Below are 17,235 nucleotides of genomic sequence, written 5' to 3' on the forward strand. Positions count from 1 at the left end.
TCATTTTTTTACCAGTAGCCTCTTCAGGCGCTCCCACTCGTCGCAGGTATAGCTTCTGGCATCCAGAATCTTCACCGTCCGCCCGTTATCACGGTTGACGGAATACAGGGCATCCTTCTGCGGGGAAAGGATATCACCGGCATTCACCACAATGTCGGACTGAACTTCGGCGATCATTTTCAGTGAACCGCCGGCATCACTCAACACTAATGCATGCTTCCCTGACGTTTTGTCATAGCATGACTTCTTCACCTGCCATTCCATTGCTTACCTTTACTTATCGGGAACGTTTACATTACGTTACACAGTAGCAGATAAACAAAGTGGCAATGGGCATCAATTGGTAAAATTGCGAGGTGAAATTAATGTTTTCTTAATATTTCATTCACCCAATCAACAATTGCCCGTCGGGAAATCTTGATTCCCCCATTTTTCAATTCTGCAGGTAGAGAAAGCCAGTGGACCGGCTGCTGGAAGCGTGCCAGCTTGTCCTTCACCCATTCACTAAGAGCGGTCTGTGAAACATCAGCGTCATATTCAACCACCGCCACCGGACGATGACCAAACTCGGCGTCCGCGATCGGGACGATAAACGCCTGCAGCACATGGGGATGTGTCACAATTACCCGTTCCACCTCTTCGGGCTGAATCCCCTCTCCGCCGCTAAAAAAGAGATTATCCAGACGCCCGGCGATGGTCAGTTTGCCATCATTCAGCACGCCGCGATCGCGTGTGGCAAACCAGCCTTCATCGTTGACCAGCGGAACCAGTTTACCGTTTCGCCAGTAGCCTTCCGCCATACTGGCCGCCCGCAGCCAGACTTCGTCATTCACGATTCTGACTTCTCGTCCTGGTAAGGGCATACCCACATCAGCCAGACCGTCCGCCTCTTTCGCACACACCGTCGAGGCAAATTCCGTCAGGCCGTAACCACACCAGCAGCGAATGCCCTGTGCGCGCGCCTGTTCGGTTAACGCGACCGGAATCACTGCGCCGCCCAGCAAAACCGCTTTCAGCGCCACCGGCGTCTGGTTCACCAGCAGTCGCCAGAGTTGCGTCGGCACCAGCGAAGCATGCGTACAGCCGACCAGCATCTGTTCCAGCGGCTGTTTTTCCCGCACGGTTATCCGCGCCCCGGCGGATAACCAGCGCCACAGAATTCCCTGTCCAGAGACATGAAACAATGGCAGAGAGAGCAGCCAGTCATCCTCTTTTGCCAGCGTCATCAGCGACAGCACGCCTTCAGCACTGGCAAGATGCGCCTGGCAGGTATGGACCGCCGCTTTCGGTAGACCCGTCGAGCCGGAGGTCAGCGTCATGGAACACAGACGCTGCGGTTGCCAGTCGACGGCATGCTGACCGTCAGCGTCCTGACAGTCCAGCGAGATCAGAAAGGGAAACGAATTTTCTCCCTCCAGATCCAGCGCAAACTGCAACGTGAGATCGGGTAACAGGGTTGCCAGCAGCGGGTGAGGAAGTTGTGGATTGACCGGCAAAATCCTTGCTCCGCACTGCAACAGCGCCAGCCACGCCAGCAGGGTCTGCGGATGATTCCAGGCGCGCAGCATAACGCCGCTGCCTTCGGTGACGCCCTGTGCGGCAAAACCGCTCGCCAGGGCATCAGTCCGGTTACAGAGTGCGCGCCAGCTTAGCACCTCATCATTCAGGCGTAAGGCTGGCACGTCTCCCTGAACCTGCCGCCAGTAACGCCACGGCCAGTCAGGAAAGGTCATCGCAGGCGTTCCAGCGCGTCGTCGTTAATCAGCGGCAAGGCGCTGCCCGGCCAGCGACGAATCTGCTGTGCCTGCATCAGACTCAGCGTATCCAGTCCCGGAATGGTATCTGGCGTGAGCCACGCGGCAATGCGCGCCAGTTGCGTCAGGCCCAGGCTCGACTCAATAGACGAACTGATCACCGCCGTCAGCCCCAGCGCATGCGCCGCCTGCACCTGTTCGCGTACTTTCTCCAGCGAACCGGTCAGCGTCGGTTTGATAACCACCGCACGGACGCCCTCTTCTGCCTCAAAGGCAAAATCCGCTTCACGCAGGCTCTCGTCCCAGGCGATGGCAATACCGGTTTCCCGGGCAAAGACTCGCGAGTCATCGCGTGTTCTGCACGGTTCTTCGAGGAAAGCGATGCGGTTGCGGTAGTCCGGGTTCACGTACTTCGCGAACTGCTGGGCCTTCAGCGGCGTCCAGGCACGGTTAGCATCCAGCCGCAACTGCAGCTCCGGTATCGCCTCCAGCAGCAAATTGACCACCATGCCGTCGCGAACCGCTTCGTACAGTCCGACCTTCACCTTCGCCACTTTTTCGCCGGGCATGTCGGCAAGCTGGAGCACCAGATCGTCAGGATCCCCGGTACACAGCGGCGCTGCCCGGTAATCCGCTGCCTCTGGCAAGACGCCTTCCAGTTCCGCCAGCGCACAGCTGACGCCAAAGGCCACAGAAGGCATTGTCGGCAATGCGTCTTCTCCTTGCTGCCAGCCGTCAACCCAGGCCAGCAGCGCAACCTGCGCCTCTTCCCAGGTTTCCTGACTGAAGCCCGGCAGTGGAGAGATCTCTCCCCATCCCTGACGCTCGCCGTCGTGCAGACGGACATACAGCCCGTCACGCGTTTTTAACCGCCTGTCGCGCAGAACCACCCCCGCGTCCATGGGGATCTGCCAGCGGTATACCTGCGCGCTACGCATTACGGATTCCGTTTGAATTTGCTGAAATCAGGCTGACGTTTCTGGTTGAAGGCGTTACGGCCTTCCTGACCTTCTTCCGTCATATAGAACAGCATGGTCGCGTTACCCGCCAGTTCCTGCAGGCCGGCCTGACCATCACAGTCAGCGTTCAGCGCGGCTTTCAGGCAACGCAGCGCCATCGGGCTGTTTTGCAGCATTTCACGACACCAGCGCACGGTCTCTTTTTCCAGATCCGCCAGCGGAACCACGGTGTTGACCAGCCCCATATCCAGCGCCTGTTTAGCGTCGTACTGACGGCATAGGAACCAGATTTCACGCGCTTTCTTCTGCCCAACGATCCGCGCCATGTAAGATGCGCCCCAGCCGCCGTCGAAAGAACCGACTTTCGGGCCGGTCTGGCCGAAGATGGCATTTTCCGCCGCGATCGTCAGGTCGCACATCATATGCAGCACATGACCGCCGCCAATGGAGTAACCCGCCACCATCGCCACAACCGGCTTCGGACAGGTACGGATCTGGCGCTGGAAGTCCAGCACGTTCAGATGATGCACGCCGGAGTCATCCTGATAGCCGCCGTAGTCGCCGCGAACCTTCTGGTCGCCGCCGGCACAGAAGGCTTTATCGCCTGCGCCAGTCAGAATAATCACACCCACGTTATCGTCGTAACGGGCATCCGCCAGCGCCTGAATCATCTCTTTGACGGTCAGAGGACGGAATGCGTTGCGCACCTGTGGACGATTAATGGTGATTTTTGCGATACCGTCGGTCGATTTCTCATAGCGAATGTCGGTGTAGCCTTCGGAGCAATCTTGCCATTCTACCGGCGCATAAAGCATTGTTTCATCAGGATAGATCATAGTGTGTCCTTTAGTCAGAGACGCAGAATCTGAGCCAGACAGTCCACCACGCCCGCGGGATTTTCCCGATGCGCGTTGTGTCCGGCGTTACGAATCACATGGCGGGTCGCCGCTAACTCCGTCGCGAGAGCGCAGAATTTGCTGTCACGTTCACCACATAAATAATAAAACGGAAATGCGCGCGCGTTGAGCGCCTCGCGTAAATCAGGCTGGACCGCCAGCGAAGTGGCCTCCAGCATTGCCGCCAGCGTTTCGCCGTTATTCTGGCTACGCAGAACAACCAGCGCTTCTCGTTGCTGCGCGTTCAGCGAGGCAAACACCGGCTGCTGATACCAGTCAGTAAACACGTCAGCCAGCGCGTCATGGCGAAAACGTTCCGCCCAGCGATGATCGGAACGTCGGCGCGCGTCGCGTTCAGCCTCGCTTTGCAGTCCCGGATGACCGCCTTCAACCACCAGGCCGCAAAGCCCCGGCATCTCCTGACAGGCCGCCATCATCGCCACTCTGCCGCCGAGCGAATATCCCACCAGCCAGTAGTTTAGTATGTTGTAACTAATAAGGGTATTACGCAGCAAAGCAATGACATCGGTAAATCCGCTGACGCGAATATCTGTCGATCCGCCGTGACCGGGTAAATCAACATACAGCCGGGAAAAATTCGTAAGCTGCTCGCCAACCGGCTGCCACTCCTGACCGTCACCCGAAAAGCCGTGCAGAAAAACCAGCCAGGGTGAACCTGGCTGTGCGTCTTTTGCCTGCGCGTGCAGGATCATAGACGGCTTACCTGCGCCAGCAATTGTTGCAGAGTTTGTGCGCCGTCGGTGTCGTTGACCACCAGTTCAATCACCGTGGTTGCCGGGGTACGCCATGCACCCGCCAGCGCCGCCTCCAGTTCATCCCAGCTTTCCGGGCGATGGTACTTGAGGTTAAACATTGCGGCCGCGTGTTCAAAATGGACATTCTGCGGCATCAGATAGAAGCGCTCACGTTCGCTCTGCGGCGTGGGCAGTAGCGAGAAAATCTGCCCGCCGTTATTGTTCACCACAATCAAGACGAACGGCGCGGAAACCTGGCGCAGCAAGGCTAACGCATTGAGGTCATACAACGCCGATAAATCACCCACGACAGCCAGCGTCGATTTCGCGCTGGCGCGCTGCACACCGGCGGCCGTCGATAACAGGCCATCAATGCCGCTGGCTCCACGATTACTGTAAACCGGGTAACCGGCCGGGAGTTTTGACAGCGCATCAATCAAGCGCACCACCAGGCTGTTGCCGACGAAAAGCTGCCCCTGTTCAGGCAGATAGTCACGAATACGATGCGCCAGTTGTGCCTCGCCAAAGGTATCCCGACGCGCCACCACGGCCTGCCAGGCCTGCTCCGCCAGACGCGGTATGTCTACACACCACGGCTGACGTTTTTCCGCTGGATGCAGTTCCAGCCAGTCGCCGATTTTTGCGACCAGACGACGACCACGATGGTGAGCAGGATCCAGCCGTCCTTCGATATTATCGACAATCCAGTACTCTTCAGGCGCACAGCTTGCCTGCCATTGCAGTAAGCGCTTTCCGGTCAGGCTGCTCCCCAGTTGCACCACAATTTGCGCCTGTTGGAGTTCCGTCACCGCCTTCGCATTACCGAGCCAGAGATCGGCGCACGGAAGCGGCTGTCCGGTTTGCGACAGCACATCGCCAATCAGCGGCCAGCCTAACGTCTGCGCCCACAGCGCAACTTTTTTGCCCTCTTCCGCGCTCATTCGCCCGGCGACGACGACGCCGCGTTTTTGGCGCCAGAAGAACCAGTCGCGCTGTTTGTCACTCTCCAGCCGACGCGCTTCGCGCAGCCAGGGCTTGTCATCCTGCCACCAGTCACCGAGGCGCTGTTGCCAGGCCAGACCGGTCTCATCCATCTCGCCATACAGCGGCTCGGCAAATGGACAGTTGATGTGAACCGCGCCAGCATGTAGCGAGGTCAACGCATTGTCGATGGTCGACACCAGCCAACGGGCCGGAATGTCCTGCGTCGGACGCGGGAGGGAAAGCGTTTGTGACGGATGCGAGGCAAACATGCCCGCCTGGCGAATCGCCTGGTTCGCGCCGCAGTCAATCAGTTCAGGGGGACGATCGGCCGTCAGGAGAATCAATTTTTCACCGGTCAGCCCCGCTTCAATCAGTGCCGGATAAAGGTTAGCCACCGCCGTGCCGGAGGTCACTATCACAGCAACGGGCTGTTTGCTCACCTTCGCCAGTCCCAGCGCCAGATGACCAAGACCACGCTCATCAAAATGGGTGTAGTGAATAAAGGTCGAATTTTCCGCCGCTGCCAGGGTGAGCGGCGTGGAACGTGAGCCAGGGGCAATGCAAACATGCCTGACACCGTGGCGAGTTAATGCTTCCAGAATGACCGCCGCCCAGCGTCGGTTAAATGCGCTTACTGACATGAGATTGTCCGGTATCAATATTGCGACTCAGTATAAAGAACGGAAAAAAGGGATTATTGATATGAGTCGGGAATATGTGACTCATTATCCATCCATCTGTAACAAAGATCGCAGGCCGGCGGCTTTATTGTCGATTTCCTGCCACTCCTGCTCAGGATCTGACCCGCGAACAATACCCGCGCCGGCATACAGTCGAACCACGTTACCGCTGATTTTCGCCGACCGCAGCGAGACACAAAATTCGCTTTGCTGTAATGACAGATAGCCCGCCGACCCGGCGTACCATTCCCGCGCAAAGGGTTCATGTTGTTGAATAAATGCCCGCGCCCGCTCGCGGGGGATCCCAGCGACGGCCGCCGTCGGCTGCAACTGCAGTAAACACAACGTGTCGTCCGCCTGATTCAGCGCCGTCCAGATGCAACGTCGCAGGTGCTGCACTTTTCGCAACCGCAGCACCTGCGGTGGCAAAACGTCCAGTGAGTGAGTGTAGTCCTGCAGGCGCTGACAAATATCCTCGACTACCAGCATATTTTCGCGCTGGTTTTTGTCGTCCTTCATCAGCCATTCGCCCAGTTGCCAGGCCTTATAATCATCAGGATGATTCGCCACCGTACCGGCGAGCGCTTCGGTGCGTAGCGCGGTATCACGACGACGCCAGAGACGTTCCGGAGACGAGCCAAGGAACGCGCGCTCGGCGCAAAAAGCCATGTAAAAATGGTAGCAGTTCAGATTCAAACGGCGACTCGAGGCCATAACGGCAGCGGCATTCACCGGGCGAGAAAATAGCAGGTCGCTGGCGCGCGCCAGCACCACTTTATCCAGTTCACCGTCGGCAATCGTCTGAGTGGCCTGCTCAATCAGGTTTATCCAGCCCGCTTTTTCAGGCCAGTGCTGTTCACCCGTTTTGCTCAGACGTAGCGTCGGCAACGGTTTTACGCTCGCCAGCGAAGCCAGGAAGGTCAGCGCCCGGTCAGCATCCTCGCGCAGAGAAACATCGCTCCACAGATGCAGACGCAGCACCGCTACGCCCGCACAGCGCCGCCACTCAAGTCGCGGTAACACGAGATTGCCCTGCTGAGGGTCGAACGCGTTTAACCCCCAGATACGCAGGTCGGTTTGCTGCGGATGTTGGCGAAGAAAGCGTTGCGCCTCATCAAGCGAGGAAAAAAGGGCAACGACACCCAGCACCGCGGCCTCTTCATCGCCATTGCGCTGCTGCCAGTAAAATTGCGGATAAATGGACTGACTTGCCAGCCAGCTTAACGCATCAAAGGCGTCATTGAGGGGGAAAGGAACATCGAGAACCCGAATGCCTGGTGCCGCCGGGATCGCCTGCGACAAAAGATGCGTCAGACCTTCCAGCGCAGTAGTGAGTGAATGCACGCGGACCTCTCCCTGTTAAAAACCTCACATTATACGGGGTACTGCGGAAAAAAAGCAGTACCCCAGTTTAGGGAGGAAATGCGATCCCGGTTACAGGTTAGCGCCGTGCCAGCAGTAAACCGAGCACCAGTCCGACCGTTGCGCCCACACCAATCCCCTGCCAGGGCTTTTCGTGTACATAATCATCCGCACGATAAACCGCCTGCCTGGCGCGATAATAGTAGCTATCTGAAGCCTGGCTTACGCGTTTTTTGACCTCATCCAGCGCCTGTTCCGCCCGCGCTTTCAGCTCGATGTACTTTTGATCGGCAGGATCCCCTGAGGAACGCAGCACCTCTTCCAGCGTTTCACTCAGCAACGTCAGGTCGTCATCAATACGCGAATCACCAAATTGATAAGACATTCTCGTTCTCCATGTTAGTAAAACCTGCCCCTAACTATAGACAATGACTCAGGATCACGCCCGAATCGCTTCGCGCGCCATCCCCACATGAGGGATGCCATCTTCATCGTACACGTCAGTGACCGGCGTAAAACCAAATCGCGCATAGAATTCCTGCAAATGCGCCTGTGCGCCCAGATACAGCGCCTTCTCCGGCCAGCGTCGTTGGCAGGATGCCAGCGCCTGCGCCATCAGGTTTTGACCCAGTTTTTCACCACGTAACGCTTCACTGACGATCACCCGTCCAATCACTACGGGTTCAAGATCTTCAGCACTTTTCAGAATCCTCGCATACGCCACCAGTTCGCCATCATGCCAACCGAGGATATGACGGTTATCACCCACCAGGTCGTCACCGTCCACATCAAGATAGGGGCAGTTCTGCTCCACGACAAACACCGCGCAGCGCAGTTTTAACAGCGCATAGAGTTGAGGGACGGTTAATTCCGAATGATGCAGGTCTTGCCAGGTAATCATCGTGCGCTCCTTTTTCCGTAAACGATTTATACTAGCCAGATTATTTTTCAAAAGTGTAATGAAATAATGGAATTTCTCTTTTTAGGCACCTCGGCTGGCGTTCCCACGCGGGCACGTAACGTGACGGCCATTTTGCTGCATCATCAGCACCCGACGCAGCCCGCTCTGTGGCTGTTTGACTGTGGTGAAGGCACACAACATCAGATGTTGAGCACGGCACATCATCCCGGCAAGATTGAACGGATTTTCATCAGCCATCTGCACGGCGATCATCTGTTCGGTTTACCGGGATTATTGTGCAGCCGTTCGATGGCGGGCAATGCTCACCCGCTGACGCTTTACGGCCCGAAGGGACTGCGTGAGTTTACTGAAACCGCGCTGCGCCTGAGCGGCTCCTGGACCGACTATCCGCTGGAAATCGTCGAAATCACCGCCGGGGAAATTCTTGATGACGGGCTGCGAAAAGTGACGGCTTACCCGCTTGAACACCCGCTGGAATGCTACGGCTACCGCGTTGAAGAGCATGATAAACCCGGCGCGCTGAACGCCAGGGCGCTGAAAGCCGCAGGAGTGAAAGCCGGGCCCTGGTTTCAGGATCTGAAAGCCGGCAAAACGGTTACGCTGGAAGACGGCAGCGTGATACGCGGTGCGGATTTTCTTGCCCCGGCGACGCCCGGTAAAGCGGTTGCGATTTTTGGCGACACCGCGCCCTGTGCATCCTCGCTTGCGCTGGCGAAAGGGGTTGATGTGATGATTCACGAAACCACGCTGGATGCGTCTATGGAAGAAAAGGCCAACAGCCGTGGACACAGTTCTACCCGCCAGGCGGCGCTGTTGGCTCGGGAGGCCGAGGTCGGGAAACTCATCATGACGCACGTCAGTTCTCGCTATGACGCCGCAGGCTGCCAGCGACTGCTGGCAGAGTGTCAGGCAATCTTTCCTGCCACGGAACTTGCCGACGATTTCGCCGTTTTCACGGTTTAGTGCTCCATTTTTCGCCCTCAGTGCCGATAACAGTAAAAACGCTGTATTCACACTGAGGGCAGAATGGATAATTTCCAGAAAGATATCGATGACAGGGCGAATCTGACCCTGTCCAACCGCTTTGAGCTGCTGCTGTTTCGCCTGGGAAACTCCCTGCACGAACAGAAGTCCGAGCTGTTTGGCATTAACGTGTTTAAATTGCGCGAAATTGTACCCATGCCTGCCTTTACCCGTCCGGCGGGGATGAAGGCCCCCCTGCTGGGAATGGTCAACATTCGCGATCAGGTTATTCCGGTCATTGACCTCCCGGCCGTTGCCGGCTGCAAACCGGAGAATGGGCTCAACATTCTGCTGATCACCGAATACGCCCGTAGCGTGCAGGCCTTCGCCGTCGAGTCAGTGGAAAACATTATGCGCCTGGACTGGAAGCAGGTACACACCGCAGAGAAAGCGGTGAACGGCCGCTATATCACCAGTATCGCCTGTCTGGATGAGGACAAAGAGACCAACAACCTGGCGCTGGTGCTCGACGTTGAGCAGATCCTGTATGACATCGTGCCGTCGAATCACGACCTGCGCGCAACGGAACTGAAAACCAATAAGTTCAACATCACTCCCGGTGCCGTCGCCATTGTCGCGGAAGATTCCCGCGTGGCCCGCGCGATGCTGGAGAAAGCGCTGACGGCAATGGAGATTCCCCACCAGATGCACGTCACCGGTAAAGATGCGTGGGACAAAATCCAGCAGTTGACGCAGGAAGCGGAGGCGGAAGGCAAAGCGATCAGCGAGAAGATCGCACTGGTGCTAACCGATCTTGAAATGCCGGAGATGGATGGTTTCACCCTCACCCGGAAAATCAAAACCGACGAGCGGCTGAAGAAGATCCCGGTGGTGATTCACTCTTCTCTCTCCGGCAGCGCCAACGAAGATCACGTCCGCAAAGTTAAAGCCGATGGCTACGTGGCAAAGTTTGAGGTCAATGAACTGTCATCCGTTATTCAGGAAGTGATGGACCGTGCGGCGCAAAACGTCAGCGGCCCGCTGGTCAGCCGTCAGCTGATTGCCTGAGGTTCGCTTAAGATGTTTTGAGTGCACGGAATACTGAGTATTGAAAGACGAACGGCCCTCTCTTCAGGCCGTTTCTCTTTTGCGCCAGGCTGGCACGCTGGAGTCTTTATTTATACCCTACCGCAGCCCCCCTGGGCGGTCACGAATGCAGGGTTTCCCGACAAAAACAGCGTTCCAGCTTTGGCTTAATTGAGCGAATTCGCTCGGGCTAAGATATTCCCGTTCTGCCAACGCCATCATCCGAAACAACAGCGCCCGTATAGCCGCTGACCACAGAGGCGTCAGATATTCTTCTGTCTCTCCGTCCTCCTCAACCCGGATAAAGGCCGCAGAGCCTTGAGTTTCGCGGACATGCTGGCGGAAGAGTTCCTGTACCAGCATAAAACCACGTCCGACAGGAGAGACCTCCTTGTCATCACGCCCAGGCCATCCCAGCGTTAATTCTTCGTTTTCATCATCATACTCAGTTCTTGGCGAGGGCAAACGACGATTCCAGTTTTTCCAGGCCAGTTGCCAGAGTTGTTGCGCATCCGCTGGCAGGTTTGTCTGTAGTAGCGCAGCCCGCTCTGTGTCTATACATTTGATATCTTGCAGTAGCGTCACTATTGCTTCCCCTGCCATGCCAAACAGCACACCGCAGGAAAGTGCTTCGATCAGCTCAATTTTACTGGCGCGCCAGTAGCCAGGGTTAGCGACCAACCCAGACATGTCGCCCATCCTGATGACACGAACACGCCATAAACGACCAGGCCAGTGCCTGGCCGTTACAATCACCGAGGAGATCGTTTGATCCACAACCATCCACGGTGGACCACGGTGCGCATTTTTAATCTTATTACCAACAATAAGATTCTGGTGCTCATCTGCACCTGTAAACCAATAGCCAATGGATGAAGTTGATGAATGTGTAAAGAACATTTTTGCATCCTGTCACGTAGGCATCTGCGTTATACCATAACCGAATCACGCCTTACGTATTTCATCGTATGGAATTCGGCATAAAAAAACCCGCCGGAGCGGGTTTGTCGTTTCTGCTTTTCGCTTACATCAGCGGTGCGGCTAACTGCACGATGCTTATCAGCGGCTGCGGGTAGATACCCAGCACCAGCACCAGCAGCGCGGAGATCAGCACCACGATGCCGCCTGCGCTGTACTGCCAGTTAGACGGCGCATCACGGTTAAGCTGCTGCGGTGCGCTCAGGTACAGACTCACGGCAACGCGCAGGTAGTAGTACAAACCAATCGCGGAACCCACCACCACAGCGGCAACCAGCCACCACAGGTGCGCCTGCACACCGACTGCCAGCACGTAGAACTTACCGATAAAGCCCAGCGTCATCGGGATACCGGCCAGAGACAGCATCATCACCGTCATCACTGCCGCGAGGATCGGACGATGCCAGAACAGACCACGGTAGGAGAACAGAGAATCGGCATCCGGGCCACGGTACGGGCTGGACATCAGGCTGACTACGCCGAATGCGCCGAGGCTGCTGAACAGGTAACCGGCGAGGTAAACGCCGACCGCTTCCATTGACATCTCGCCGCTCTGCAAGGCAATCAGTGCCACCAGCAGGTAGCCGAGGTGAGAGATAGACGAGTAACCGAGCAGACGCTTGATGTTGGTCTGGCTCAGCGCCATCAGGTTACCGAAGATGATGGAGGCAAAGGCAATCACGCCCAACACCACGCGAACCGCTTCACTGTTGCCAACCGGCGCGTACAGGAACAGACGCATCACCACACCGAAGATAGCGATTTTGCTCGCCGTCGCCAGGAAGGTGGAAACCGGAGCCGGAGCGCCCTGGTACACGTCTGGCGTCCAGAGGTGGAACGGAACCAGCGAGAGTTTAAAGCCCAGTCCCACAATCATCATCCCGAAGCCTGCCAGCAGCAGCGGCTCGTTCAGCATACCGTCGCCGAGGCTCTTACCAAGCGCAACAAACGACAGGTTGCCAGACTGCGCGTACACCAGCGCCATACCGAACAGCAGGAATGAAGAGGCGGCGGCAGACAGGATGGTGTATTTGATACTGGCTTCAAGCGATCGTTTCTGACGGAACGCATAACCCACCAGGCCGAACAGCGGCAGGGAGATAAGCTCGATACCGAGGAACAGCGCCGCCAGATGATTCGCGTTCGCCAGCAGAATACCGCCCAGCGCGGCAATCAGCACCAGCAGGTAGAACTCTTCCCGGTTGTCGTCATAGCCTTCCAGCCACGGGTAGGCAAAGGTACAGGTCGCCAGACTCGCCAGCAGAACCAGTCCGGTATAGAGCATCGCGAAACCGTCAACCCGCATCAGCGGGGTGACATCCATCGCGCCAGCCTGGCCAACAAACCAGAGCGAAACCAGCGCGGCGTTAAGCCCAATGACCGACAGCGTGGCATTGAGGAAGTGATTGCGTCGCCACGCAATGGAGAGCATCACAACCACCACCGTCAAGCCGACGATCAGCAGCGGTAGCAGCGCAATCAGGTGTTGTGGAGTTATTGTCATGGCGATTTACGGCCTTGTAGTAGTAACGGAATTAACAAACCACTGCTGGATGTTGCTCATCGCAGAATGCGAGGTATCCAGAATCGGCTGCGGATAGAAGCCAAGCAGTACCAGAAGCACGACCAGCAACAGGATGATAAACAGCTCACGCAGCGACATCCCTGGCAGTTCTTGTTTTGCAATCTGGCTCTTTGCTTTACCGAAGTAAGCGCGATGCAGCATCGCCAGCGAGTAAACAGAGGCAAACACCAGACCAAAGGTCGAAATCACGGTGATGACCGGAACCACCTGGTAGCTGCCGAACAGGATCATGAATTCGCCAACGAAGTTACCGGTACCTGGCATACCCAGCGTCGCCACCGCGAAGAACATAGACAGTGCAGGCAACCATTTCATTTTGCCCCACAAACCGCCCATCATGCGCATGTCGCGAGTGTGCAGACGTTCGTACAACTGACCACACAGAATGAACAGACCCGCCGCGGACAGGCCGTGCGCGATCATCTGAATCACCGCCCCCTGATATGCCAGTTGGCTGCCGGTGTAGATGGCAATCAGCACGAAGCCCATGTGTGAAACCGAGGTGTAGGCGATCAGACGTTTGATGTCGTACTGCGTGAACGCCATCCACGCACCGTAGAAGATACCGATGACACCCAGCCACATCGCGATAGGCGCGAATTCCGCCGACGCGTTCGGGAACAGCGGCAGGGAGAAGCGGAGCAGACCGTAAGCGGCGGTTTTCAGCAAAATACCGGCGAGGTCAACGGAACCCGCGGTCGGGGCCTGGGAGTGCGCATCCGGCAGCCAGCCGTGCAGCGGAACCACCGGCATTTTCACCGCAAACGCGATGAAGAAGCCCAGCATCAGCAGATACTCGACGCCGTGCGACATCGGGGTTTTCAGCAGGTCTTCATAGTTGAAGGTCCACACGCCGGTCGCATTGTGGTGAACGAACACCAGCGCCAGGATGGCAATCAGCATCACCAGACCACTCGCCTGGGTGTAAATGAAGAACTTGGTTGCCGCCGTGATACGCGTTTTACCGTCAGACGCCTTATGGCCCCACAACGCGATCAGGAAGTACATCGGCACCAACATCATTTCCCAGAAGAAGAAGAACAGGAACATGTCGATGGCAAGGAACACACCGATAACGCCGCCGAGGATCCACATCAGGTTCAGGTGGAAAAAGCCCTGATATTTTTCGATTTCTCGCCAGGAGCACAGTACCGCCAGAACGCCGAGCAGGCCGGTTAGCACCACCATCAGCAGCGACAAGCCGTCGATTGCCAGATGAATTGAGATGCCAAAGCGCGGGATCCACGGCAGGACAAATTCAGACTGCCACTGCGGAATGCCAGAAGATTGCGTCAGCGAATAGCCGCCCTGTAGCCACAGTTGCAGGCCAAGCGCGAGCGTCAGTCCCATGGTTACCAGCGCTATCCAGCGCGGCACCTTCACGCCAAAGCGTTCGGTCTGCCAGCACAGAAAGCCACCGATAAAGGGGATTAGTATCAACCAGGGTAATAACATGGTGATCTTTATTCCTTGTAAAAGTCCTCTAAAGGACCTGATTTTCAACGAATTTCGAAAATTCTTTTGGGTACTGTCGGATGGCGCTAGCGCTTATCCGACCTACGTTTCGTAGGCCCGGTAAGCCCTGCGCCACCGGGCAAAACACCCCAATCCTCAAACTCAACGCAATACCATCAGCAGTGCCAGCACCACGACGGCGCCAATGCTCATTGACGCGACATACCAGCGCAGATAACCGTTCTCGCTGAACAGCAGACCTTTACCTGCGAAGCGGGAAAGAATTGCCGGTACGTTCATCAGCGCATTAAGCGGATCGCGTTTAAGCAGCCAGGCGACGCCAAGGAATGGCTTAACGAACACTTTGTCGTACAGCCAGTCGAAGCCCCAGGCGTTATACCACCAGGTCCCCAGCAGACGGCCAGGCGCACTGTTGGCAATCGACGTCACAAGCGTACGTTTACCCAGCCACAGCCATGCAGCAATCAGGATGCCCGCAATCGCCACCACGCCAGAGGTAATTTCCAGGGTCATCACGCGGCCATGCTCAAGTTCTGTTGTCTGCGGCAATACCCCCTGCAGCGGCGGTACAATCAGCGCGCCAATGAAGGTGGACAGAATCATCAGGACAATCAACGGCAGGTGGTGAGTAATCCCCTTCCCTGCATGAGCGTGAATTTGTTCTTTACCGTGGAACACGATGAAAATCATACGGAAGGTATACAGGGAGGTCATGAATGCACCGACCAGACCTGCCACCATCAGATTGATATGACCATTTGCCATGGCCCCCGCCAGAATCTCATCCTTACTGAAGAAGCCAGCAGTAATCAATGGCAGTGCCGACAGCGCCGCGCCCCCCACCAGGAAGCAGAGATAAACCAGCGGAATGGACTTACGCAGGCCGCCCATCTTGAAGATGTTCTGTTCGTGATGGCAGGCCAGAATGACGGAACCGGACGCCAGGAACAGCAGCGCTTTAAAGAAGGCGTGCGTCATCAGGTGGAAAATCGCCGCATCCCATGCCTGAACGCCCAGCGCCAGGAACATGTAGCCTATCTGGCTCATGGTGGAATAGGCGAGTACGCGTTTGATGTCGGTCTGTACCAGGGCAGCAAACCCTGCCATCACCAGCGTCACCGCACCAACGATACCCACCAGATGCAGAATTTCCGGGGTCATCAGGAACAGGCCGTGGGTACGGGCAATCAGGTAGACACCGGCGGTGACCATCGTTGCGGCGTGGATCAACGCGGAAACAGGCGTCGGGCCCGCCATCGCGTCAGCCAGCCATGTCTGCAACGGCAGCTGTGCCGATTTACCGACCGCGCCACCCAGCAGCATCAGCGTCGCCCACGTCAGCATATTGTTGCCTGCGGCGAAGTGTGCCGGCGCCAGTTCCACCATCTCGCGGAAGTTCAGGGTGCCCAGTTCGTTGTACAGAATGAACAGTGCGAAGGCGAGGAACACGTCACCCACACGGGTCACGACAAACGCTTTCATGGCCGCCGCGCCATTCTTCGGATCGGTGTAGTAGAAACCGATCAGCAGATAGGAGCACAGACCCACCCCTTCCCAGCCGAGGTACATCAACAGCAGGTTATCGGCCAGCACCAGAACAACCATGCTGGCGATAAACAGGTTGGTGTAGGCGAAGAAGCGGGAATACCCCTCTTCACCGCGCATGTACCAGGACGCGAACATGTGGATCAGGAAGCCAACACCGGTGACCACCGACAGCATGGTCAGCGACAGGCCGTCCAGTACCAGGTTAAAACCAATGTTGAAGTCACCGACAGACATCCACGTCCACAGCGGGACGCTAAACGCCTGCTTGCCGTTCGCGAAGAAGTCGACACCCACAAAGGCGGTGACCAGCGCCGCCAGACCGATGGAGCCCACGCCTACGGTGGCGGAGAGATTTTCTGACCAGCGTCCGCGAGAGAACGCCAGCAGGACAAAGCCAATCAATGGCAGAATGATGGTTAAGGCAAGCATGTTCATCCACGCATCTCACTTACTGAATCGATGTTCAGGTTCTGGCGACGGCGATGAAGTTGCAGCAACAGCGCAAGTCCAATACTCGCTTCGGCAGCCGCAAGGCTGATAGCGAGAATATACATCACCTGACCATCGGTCTGGCCCCAATAGCTACCGGCGACCACAAAGGCCAGCGCGGAAGCGTTGATCATGATTTCCAGACCGATCAGCATAAACAGCAGATTGCGGCGGATAACCAGACCGGTTAAGCCCAGAACGAATAAAATCGCAGCGAGGATCAGTCCATGTTGTAAGGGGATCATGCGTGCTCCTCCGTTTTTCTTTTCGCGCTGTCGTCTTTCCGGTTGTTCAGCACTTCGCCAGAGCGCTCTTCGCGACCGACGTGGAAGGCGACAACCAGCCCCGCCAGCAGCAGCATGGACGCCAGCTCAACCGCCAGTACATAAGGCCCGAACAGTGTAATACCCACCGCTTTCGCGCTGATTGGCGTACCGTCGATACCCTGGTCGTTAACACCCAAAATGGCGTACACAATCACCACCAGCATGATGGCCGACAGAATCGCCGGACCAATCCACACCTGCGGTTTCAGCCACTGGCGCTCCTGTTCGATTTCAGAACCGCCCAGGTTAAGCATCATCACCACGAACACGAACAGCACCATAATGGCGCCGGCATAAACGATAATTTCCAGCGCACCCGCGAAGTAAGCCCCCAGCGAGAAGAACACTCCAGAAATCGCCAGCAGCGAAATAATCAGGTACAGCAGCGCGTGCACCGGATTGGTATGGGTGATCACCCGCAAGGTAGCGAGAATGGCGACCAGGCCACAGATATAAAAAGCGAACTCCATTG

At 56.7% G+C, this 17,235-nt stretch carries 17 protein-coding genes; 2 read left to right on the plus strand and 15 right to left on the minus strand.

The features are described 5' to 3' along the window. The 9 genes from pmrD to QQZ17_RS23335 form a co-directional block, all read right to left on the minus strand. Window positions 1-264, minus strand: coding sequence for a signal transduction protein PmrD (gene pmrD, locus QQZ17_RS23295; RefSeq protein WP_152403400.1), 264 nt, complete (start codon window positions 262-264; stop codon window positions 1-3). 98 nt (window positions 265-362) lie between these two features. Beyond that, the gene (menE, locus tag QQZ17_RS23300; RefSeq protein ID WP_152403398.1) at window positions 363-1,733 is read right to left on the minus strand and encodes an o-succinylbenzoate--CoA ligase; all 1,371 of its coding nucleotides are present in this window, start codon (window positions 1,731-1,733) and stop codon (window positions 363-365) included. Next, entirely contained in the window at window positions 1,730-2,692 is a 963-nt protein-coding gene (menC, locus tag QQZ17_RS23305) for an o-succinylbenzoate synthase (protein ID WP_152403396.1), read from the minus strand. Before menC ends, menE begins: the two co-directional genes overlap by 4 nt. Then, on the minus strand, window positions 2,692-3,549 hold the full coding sequence (gene menB, locus QQZ17_RS23310; RefSeq protein ID WP_046482766.1) for a 1,4-dihydroxy-2-naphthoyl-CoA synthase: 858 nt from the start codon (window positions 3,547-3,549) through the stop codon (window positions 2,692-2,694). The genes menC and menB overlap by 1 nt, the downstream gene beginning before the upstream one ends. A gap of 14 nt (window positions 3,550-3,563) precedes the next feature. After that, window positions 3,564-4,322, minus strand: a complete 759-nt coding sequence (gene menH, locus QQZ17_RS23315) for a 2-succinyl-6-hydroxy-2,4-cyclohexadiene-1-carboxylate synthase (protein ID WP_152403394.1) — start codon at window positions 4,320-4,322, stop codon at window positions 3,564-3,566. Beyond that, window positions 4,319-5,989: a 2-succinyl-5-enolpyruvyl-6-hydroxy-3-cyclohexene-1-carboxylic-acid synthase gene (gene menD / locus QQZ17_RS23320; protein ID WP_152403392.1), complete on the minus strand. Its 1,671-nt coding sequence runs from the start codon at window positions 5,987-5,989 to the stop codon at window positions 4,319-4,321. The genes menH and menD overlap by 4 nt, the downstream gene beginning before the upstream one ends. A gap of 84 nt (window positions 5,990-6,073) precedes the next feature. Next, window positions 6,074-7,372, minus strand: coding sequence for an isochorismate synthase MenF (gene menF, locus QQZ17_RS23325; RefSeq protein WP_152403390.1), 1,299 nt, complete (start codon window positions 7,370-7,372; stop codon window positions 6,074-6,076). Between the two features lie 97 nt (window positions 7,373-7,469). Next, the gene (gene elaB, locus QQZ17_RS23330; RefSeq protein ID WP_042317819.1) at window positions 7,470-7,775 is read right to left on the minus strand and encodes a stress response protein ElaB; all 306 of its coding nucleotides are present in this window, start codon (window positions 7,773-7,775) and stop codon (window positions 7,470-7,472) included. A gap of 54 nt (window positions 7,776-7,829) precedes the next feature. Beyond that, window positions 7,830-8,291 carry a GNAT family N-acetyltransferase gene (locus tag QQZ17_RS23335; RefSeq protein WP_152403388.1) on the minus strand — a complete coding sequence of 154 codons (462 nt, stop codon included), beginning with the start codon at window positions 8,289-8,291 and terminating at the stop codon, window positions 7,830-7,832. Window positions 8,292-8,357: 66 nt separating this feature from the next. On the opposite strand from QQZ17_RS23335, the gene rbn reads away from it, so the two are divergent. Both rbn and QQZ17_RS23345 read left to right on the plus strand, forming a co-directional pair. Further along, on the plus strand, window positions 8,358-9,275 hold the full coding sequence (rbn, locus tag QQZ17_RS23340) for a ribonuclease BN (RefSeq protein ID WP_152403386.1): 918 nt from the start codon (window positions 8,358-8,360) through the stop codon (window positions 9,273-9,275). 63 nt (window positions 9,276-9,338) lie between these two features. After that, window positions 9,339-10,343, plus strand: a complete 1,005-nt coding sequence (locus QQZ17_RS23345) for a chemotaxis protein (protein WP_152403384.1) — start codon at window positions 9,339-9,341, stop codon at window positions 10,341-10,343. Window positions 10,344-10,460: 117 nt separating this feature from the next. Here the strand turns inward: QQZ17_RS23345 and QQZ17_RS23350 are convergent, their stop codons facing one another. From QQZ17_RS23350 to nuoJ, 6 genes are all read right to left on the minus strand, one after another. After that, entirely contained in the window at window positions 10,461-11,261 is an 801-nt protein-coding gene (locus tag QQZ17_RS23350) for a hypothetical protein (RefSeq protein ID WP_284554187.1), read from the minus strand. Between the two features lie 124 nt (window positions 11,262-11,385). Then, complete coding sequence (gene nuoN / locus QQZ17_RS23355; RefSeq protein WP_152403381.1) at window positions 11,386-12,843, minus strand: NADH-quinone oxidoreductase subunit NuoN; 1,458 nt, start codon at window positions 12,841-12,843, stop codon at window positions 11,386-11,388. Window positions 12,844-12,849: 6 nt separating this feature from the next. After that, complete coding sequence (nuoM, locus tag QQZ17_RS23360) at window positions 12,850-14,379, minus strand: NADH-quinone oxidoreductase subunit M (protein WP_152403379.1); 1,530 nt, start codon at window positions 14,377-14,379, stop codon at window positions 12,850-12,852. 162 nt (window positions 14,380-14,541) lie between these two features. Next, window positions 14,542-16,383, minus strand: a complete 1,842-nt coding sequence (gene nuoL / locus QQZ17_RS23365; protein ID WP_152403377.1) for an NADH-quinone oxidoreductase subunit L — start codon at window positions 16,381-16,383, stop codon at window positions 14,542-14,544. After that, window positions 16,380-16,682 carry an NADH-quinone oxidoreductase subunit NuoK gene (nuoK, locus tag QQZ17_RS23370; RefSeq protein WP_000612644.1) on the minus strand — a complete coding sequence of 101 codons (303 nt, stop codon included), beginning with the start codon at window positions 16,680-16,682 and terminating at the stop codon, window positions 16,380-16,382. Before nuoK ends, nuoL begins: the two co-directional genes overlap by 4 nt. Beyond that, on the minus strand, window positions 16,679-17,233 hold the full coding sequence (gene nuoJ, locus QQZ17_RS23375; RefSeq protein WP_152403375.1) for an NADH-quinone oxidoreductase subunit J: 555 nt from the start codon (window positions 17,231-17,233) through the stop codon (window positions 16,679-16,681). The genes nuoK and nuoJ overlap by 4 nt, the downstream gene beginning before the upstream one ends. Window positions 17,234-17,235 lie beyond the last annotated feature (2 nt).

Origin of the sequence: Citrobacter sp. T1.2D-1 (genome assembly GCF_950098555.1) — a bacterium.
Lineage (GTDB): Bacteria > Pseudomonadota > Gammaproteobacteria > Enterobacterales > Enterobacteriaceae > Citrobacter_A > Citrobacter_A telavivensis.

Excerpts from the sequence above, each read along its gene's own strand:
- QQZ17_RS23350 (WP_284554187.1), bottom strand. The coding sequence starts at position 11,261 with ATGTTCTTTACACATTCATCAACTTCATCCATTGGCTATTGGTTTACA.
- menD (WP_152403392.1), bottom strand. The coding sequence starts at position 5,989 with ATGTCAGTAAGCGCATTTAACCGACGCTGGGCGGCGGTCATTCTGGAA.
- nuoM (WP_152403379.1), bottom strand. The coding sequence starts at position 14,379 with ATGTTATTACCCTGGTTGATACTAATCCCCTTTATCGGTGGCTTTCTG.
- nuoL (WP_152403377.1), bottom strand. The coding sequence starts at position 16,383 with ATGAACATGCTTGCCTTAACCATCATTCTGCCATTGATTGGCTTTGTC.
- QQZ17_RS23345 (WP_152403384.1), top strand. The coding sequence starts at position 9,339 with ATGGATAATTTCCAGAAAGATATCGATGACAGGGCGAATCTGACCCTG.
- nuoK (WP_000612644.1), bottom strand. The coding sequence starts at position 16,682 with ATGATCCCCTTACAACATGGACTGATCCTCGCTGCGATTTTATTCGTT.
- pmrD (WP_152403400.1), bottom strand. The coding sequence starts at position 264 with ATGGAATGGCAGGTGAAGAAGTCATGCTATGACAAAACGTCAGGGAAG.
- rbn (WP_152403386.1), top strand. The coding sequence starts at position 8,358 with ATGGAATTTCTCTTTTTAGGCACCTCGGCTGGCGTTCCCACGCGGGCA.
- nuoN (WP_152403381.1), bottom strand. The coding sequence starts at position 12,843 with ATGACAATAACTCCACAACACCTGATTGCGCTGCTACCGCTGCTGATC.
- menC (WP_152403396.1), bottom strand. The coding sequence starts at position 2,692 with ATGCGTAGCGCGCAGGTATACCGCTGGCAGATCCCCATGGACGCGGGG.
- menH (WP_152403394.1), bottom strand. The coding sequence starts at position 4,322 with ATGATCCTGCACGCGCAGGCAAAAGACGCACAGCCAGGTTCACCCTGG.
- QQZ17_RS23335 (WP_152403388.1), bottom strand. The coding sequence starts at position 8,291 with ATGATTACCTGGCAAGACCTGCATCATTCGGAATTAACCGTCCCTCAA.
- menE (WP_152403398.1), bottom strand. The coding sequence starts at position 1,733 with ATGACCTTTCCTGACTGGCCGTGGCGTTACTGGCGGCAGGTTCAGGGA.
- elaB (WP_042317819.1), bottom strand. The coding sequence starts at position 7,775 with ATGTCTTATCAATTTGGTGATTCGCGTATTGATGACGACCTGACGTTG.
- nuoJ (WP_152403375.1), bottom strand. The coding sequence starts at position 17,233 with ATGGAGTTCGCTTTTTATATCTGTGGCCTGGTCGCCATTCTCGCTACC.
- menB (WP_046482766.1), bottom strand. The coding sequence starts at position 3,549 with ATGATCTATCCTGATGAAACAATGCTTTATGCGCCGGTAGAATGGCAA.